Here is a 4,917-nt window from a genome sequence, read left to right as displayed (position 1 = left end):
GACGACGATCACCGATCTGGCGCCGGCGTTGATAACACCGTTCATTCAGGCTGCTGGTGATCTGACCGCTATCTGGTATGAGGCGCAGGATCCGGAGTCGGATTACACGGCGATACCTGCGGATCTTCCGCTGGTTGATGCTTTGGCCGTGTTGGCGCGGTGGGCGGTGTTGCAGGCCGACCCGAATCAGGCACTTGGTGGTGCCGCGTCTGGTGAGGTGTTTTAAACGTCTCGGGACACGGTGGCGATTAACGCTAAGGCCGAGGGTGTGAAGTGGGTTCGGTTGGCGTCGCCGAATGCGTGCGGGTTTTGCCGCCTGCTGGCTGTCCGTGCCCATACCGACACCAAAGGGCATAACGGATGCTCCTGCACTGCCGTTCCTGTGCGGAAGGGCGACTATGTTGCCCCCGATTATGTGCAGCAGTGGAAACAGGACTACTACCAAGCCAAGAAACTCGCGGCGAACAAAACCACAGGTTCTATCGCTAATGAGATGGATTACCTGCCTGGCGGGCGCCGGTACAAAGCTCCAATTATTCCCGCGCCGGTGAACTTGGATGTTCCCGCCGCCAATTGATCGTCCCTGACCGAACCGGTTGGGGTTAACCCGAAACGGGGAAATTGTTATGTCCGAAGATGCTGCAGCTGCTACCGAGGCGACCGAAACGGCGGCCGAGGTTGATAACCAGCGATCCAACCCGAATGAACTCCCAGCCGATCACCCTTTGGTGAAGACGCTGGCGGTTCAGAAGGCTGAAATCAAAGAACTCAAATCCCGGGCCGCGAGGCTGACGGAAATTGAGGAAGCGCAGAAAACCGATGCGGAGAAGTTCGCGGATCGGATTTCCAAAGCTGAAGCCGAAGTGCTGTCGGTGCCGTCGAAGGTGTCCGAGGCGTTGAAGTCTCACCTTGTTGCGTTGCATGAGATTTCTGATGAGGACGCTGAGCTGTTCCTTACGGCCGTTGAGCCGGAAACTCTGCTCAAGCAGGTGGCGCGGCTCGTCGGACAGAGCAAGCAGAAAAGAACAAACACGGTGCCCCGTGAGGGTTCCACCCCAGAATCAGCCGGCTCTGATGAGGCCGCGTTTGCACGCGAACTGTTCAGCAGCTAACCCTATTTAGGAGAAATTATGTCCAGCTCTCTCGCTTCATCGGCGTTCAGCCTTCCCAAGCATCTCGCTTCGGGTATCTGGAAGAAAGCCGCTTACGGTTCGACCATCACCACGCTGTCCGGTGCTGAGCCGCAGCTGTTCGGTCAGACGCAGATCATGACGTTCACGACGCGGCCGAAGGCTGAGTTCGTCGCTGAAGGCGCATCGAAGACCGGCACTGATGCCGGGTTCGGCACCAAGACTGTCACCCCGAAGAAGGTTCAGGTGACGATGCGGTTCAACGAGGAAGTTGTGTGGGCCGATGAGGACTACCAGCTCGGTGTGCTGTCGCTGCTCTCCGAGGAGATCGGCATGTCGTTGGCTCGCGCCCTGGATCTCGGCATCTACCACGCGATCAACCCGCTGACCGGTGTCGCACTGTCCGGTTCTCCGGAGAAGATCGTTGATACCACGAACGTGGTGGAGATCGACGACAACGGTGTCCCCACCCAGAACACCCCGGCCGGCGCGGACCTTGAGGTTGAGGCCGCTGCAGGTTTGGTCATCGCGAACAACTACATCCCGAACGGTATCGCTCTGGATCCGTCGTATGCGTGGCGCCTGGCCACCGCACGGTATGCGGATGGCCGCAAGAAGTACCCGGATCTCGGTCTGGGTGTCGCGGTGTCATCGTTTGAGGGCCTGAACGCGTCGGTGTCGACCACCGTGTCGGCTCCCGAGGCTGCTGTTTCTGGTGGCGCTTACGCCAGCGAGAACAACAACTACAAGGCCATCCTGGGCGACTTCAACCAGATCCGTTGGGGTGTTCAGCGCAACATTCCGGTGGAGCGCATCAGCTTCGGTGACCCGGACGGCCTGGGCGACCTGAAGCGGAAGAACCAGATCGCACTCCGGGCAGAAGTTGTGTTCGGCTGGGCAATCATGGACCTGGACGCTTTCGCGGTCATTCAGAACGCTATCTCCGAGTAACGATGCCGCGGTACCGCACCCAGTCGGGTGTTGTGGTCAATCTTCCGGAGGGCGCGGCGGCACGGATTGGCGGGTTAACCCCCGTCGAAGCCGTGCCGCCGGCTCCGGAACCTGCCCCACGTCGGGGTGGCCGCAAGAAACGCGAACCTTCTCCCACTAGCGAAAGCTGATCATGCCGGCTGTCTGGATCGACCCCAGCGATCTGGCCCCGTTTGCTGAGATTGAGCAGACGAAGGCCGAAGCGATGATCGCTGATGCGATGGCGATGGCCCGTCAGGTCGCTCCGTGTATCACTGACACTGATTTTCCGTATCCGGATGCCGCGTTGGCGGTCATTCGTGGCGCGATTTTGCGGTGGAATGATGCGGGTACTGGGGTTCGTACTCAGTCGTCGGAGACGGTTGGTCCGTTCAATTTTTCGGAGTCGTATCAGCAGACTCAGCGCAGGGCTTTGTTTTTCCCTTCGGAGATCAATGCGCTGAAGCGTTTGTGTGAGGATGCGTCTACGTCGCGTGCGGCGTGGTCGTATGACACGCAGAATTGTGCGACGTGGACGTTGTGGCATGCGGAGACGTGTTCGGTGTATTTCGGTTCGCCGGATTGTTCGTGTGGCGCGATCTTGAATGGGATGCCTGTTCCGCCGGAGGTTACGGCGGCGACGGGTAACACCGGTGCGACTGGCCCGCAGGGTCAGCGTGGCATTCCGGGCCCGCAGGGCGACACTGGTGCTCGCGGAGCCACCGGACCGCAGGGCCCGCGTGGAGCTCAGGGCATTCCTGGTGATACTGGGGCTACCGGTGATACGGGCCCCCGTGGCATTCAGGGCGTTGCCGGTGCCACCGGGCGTGCTGGTTCGACCGGACCTGAAGGCCCTGCCGGTCCTCGCGGGTTGCAGGGCTTGGCCGGTGTCGACGGATCCGATGGCGCTACCGGTGCCACGGGCGCGACTGGGCCTGCGGGCCCGACTGGTGCGGCTGGTGTTTCTGGTTCGCGTGGCATTCAGGGCTTGACCGGTCCCACGGGGCCTGCCGGCGCGACTGGTGCTCGCGGAACCGCGGGAGCTGTCGGCGCCACCGGGGCCACGGGCGATACCGGGCCGAAGGGTGATACCGGTGAGCGGGGCCCGCAAGGTTTGGGCGGCGCTGTCGGTTCCCGCGGCGCCACCGGAACCACCGGCCCCACCGGGCCCACCGGACCGATCGGTGAGACCGGCCCTGGCGGCGCCTCCTACGAGCTGATCGCGGAAGAACTTTCCGGTGTTCAGGACGGCGTCAACGACGTATTCACCATCACACAAATCCCGGCACCCAACCAGGCTGTCCAGGTGTTCCGAAACGGACTCCTTGAGATCCCTGTCGTGTGCTACGCGGTGGCCGACGACATGGTCACCTTCACCACCCCGCCCCTAGCCGATGACGTTCTGACCGTGATCTATCAGAGAGAGACATAAACAATGACGCAAACCACCATCAATGGCGCAACTCAGATCCGCGCCGCATCGGTCACTTCTGACCGCCTTGTCGACAACACCGTCGCCGACGGGAAGCTTGCCGAAAGCTACCTGAAGGTTGATGGCACCCGTGCCATGAACGGCAACCTCGACCTGGACGGCAACAAGATCGTCTACGTCGGCACCCCGACTGACACCAACGACGCCGCCACGAAGGGCTACGTCGACGGCTTGATCCAGGGCTTCGACTGGAAGGCATCTGTTCGTGCCGCGTCGGCCGCTAACGGCACCCTGTCGTCGGCGTTCAAGAACGGCTCCGTCATCGACGGTGTCACGCTGGAGACCGGCGACCGGATTCTGATTAAGGATCAGACGACCGCGTCGGAGAACGGTATCTACACCGTCAACGCTAACGGTGCCCCGACCCGCACCGATGACGCCAACGACAACTCCGACTTCACCGCCGGCCTCACTGTGTTCGTGTCCGAGGGCACCCTGTACGGGAACAGCTCGTGGACGATCACCACCAACGATCCGATCGACGTCGGTACCAGCGCGGTTGTGTTCACCCAGGTTGCTGGTGGTTCGCTGTACACCGCCGGTGACGGCCTGACCCTGACCGGTTCGGCGTTCTCGGTTACGGCCGCTGATGCGTCCCTGTCGGTCGGTCTGTCCGGTGTTCAGGTCGCACTCGGCGACGGCTCCCTGGAAGTTGATGGCGGGCTGAAGGTTGTCTCGGGCACCGCCGGCGATGTGTACATCGCTGACGCGTCCGGCACTCTGACCCCGACCACCCTGTCCGGTGATGTTCAGAACGTCAGCGACACCGGTGGTGTGGAGCTCGCGCCCGCGATTGCCCGGATCGCGCAGTTCCGTGTTCGGGAAACTCCGTCGGGTTCGATCAACGGATCGAATACCACGTTCCTGCTGGCGGATATGCCGCAGGGCAACACCGAGCAGGTGTTCCTGAACGGTCTGCTCCAGGAGCCCGGTAGCGGTAACGACTACACGATCGCCGGGATTGAGATCACCATGGCCGACGCACCGGTCGCTGGTGACCGCCTGCGTGTCTGCTACATCGTCGCCCCGTCCTGATAACGCAGAACTGATCGGAAGGACAGCATGGCCCGGACAGAGTTAACCGGTAAGCAGATCAAGGATTCGTCTGTCGATCTGACCGTCGATGTCACTGGCGTTCTGCCAGTGGCAAATGGCGGTACCGGCTCTGACACCCTTACCGTCAACAACCTGTTGGTCGGTAATGGGTCTGGTGCGCTCCAGACCATTGCGCCTGGAGCCACCGGGGCCATGCTGACCTCCACCGGTACCACCTGGTCATCGCAGAACACGCGTGGCGCCGCCAACGGTTTGGCATCGTTGGATGCC

7 protein-coding genes and 1 pseudogene are annotated in these 4,917 nt (G+C 61.7%); all 8 read left to right on the top strand.

What is annotated here, in order from left to right; all coding sequences use genetic code 11:
- Positions 1-226, top strand: a pseudogene (locus ACR2JI_RS05115) (hypothetical protein); the annotation flags it as partial.
- A 15-nt stretch (positions 227-241) separates the two neighbouring features.
- Entirely contained in the window at positions 242-577 is a 336-nt protein-coding gene (locus tag ACR2JI_RS05110) for a VG15 protein (RefSeq protein ID WP_526388699.1), read from the top strand.
- Positions 578-626: 49 nt separating this feature from the next.
- Positions 627-1,112, top strand: coding sequence for a hypothetical protein (locus ACR2JI_RS05105; protein WP_526388697.1), 486 nt, complete (start codon positions 627-629; stop codon positions 1,110-1,112).
- Between the two features lie 18 nt (positions 1,113-1,130).
- Positions 1,131-2,081, top strand: a complete 951-nt coding sequence (locus ACR2JI_RS05100) for a phage major capsid family protein (protein ID WP_526388695.1) — start codon at positions 1,131-1,133, stop codon at positions 2,079-2,081.
- Positions 2,082-2,752: 671 nt separating this feature from the next.
- Positions 2,753-3,091, top strand: a complete 339-nt coding sequence (locus ACR2JI_RS05095; RefSeq protein ID WP_526388693.1) for a hypothetical protein — start codon at positions 2,753-2,755, stop codon at positions 3,089-3,091.
- A complete protein-coding gene (locus ACR2JI_RS05090) occupies positions 3,088-3,531 on the top strand; it encodes a hypothetical protein (protein WP_526388691.1) in 444 nt (147 codons plus the stop codon). Before ACR2JI_RS05095 ends, ACR2JI_RS05090 begins: the two co-directional genes overlap by 4 nt.
- A gap of 3 nt (positions 3,532-3,534) precedes the next feature.
- Positions 3,535-4,626 carry a hypothetical protein gene (locus ACR2JI_RS05085; protein ID WP_526388689.1) on the top strand — a complete coding sequence of 364 codons (1,092 nt, stop codon included), beginning with the start codon at positions 3,535-3,537 and terminating at the stop codon, positions 4,624-4,626.
- Positions 4,627-4,653: 27 nt separating this feature from the next.
- The coding region (locus ACR2JI_RS05080) for a hypothetical protein (protein ID WP_526388687.1) at positions 4,654-4,917 on the top strand (264 nt) is incomplete at its 3' end.

The sequence above is a fragment of the Mycobacterium sp. genome, from assembly GCF_051006775.1.
Lineage (GTDB): Bacteria > Actinomycetota > Actinomycetes > Mycobacteriales > Mycobacteriaceae > Mycobacterium.
The sequence above is the reverse complement of the archived record's forward strand: the minus strand, read 5'-3'. Positions and strand labels throughout refer to the sequence as shown.

Bases quoted from the DNA above. Each gene is read 5' to 3' on its own strand.
- ACR2JI_RS05085 (WP_526388689.1), top strand. From the start codon at position 3,535: ATGACGCAAACCACCATCAATGGCGCAACTCAGATCCGCGCCGCATCG.
- ACR2JI_RS05105 (WP_526388697.1), top strand. From the start codon at position 627: ATGTCCGAAGATGCTGCAGCTGCTACCGAGGCGACCGAAACGGCGGCC.
- ACR2JI_RS05100 (WP_526388695.1), top strand. From the start codon at position 1,131: ATGTCCAGCTCTCTCGCTTCATCGGCGTTCAGCCTTCCCAAGCATCTC.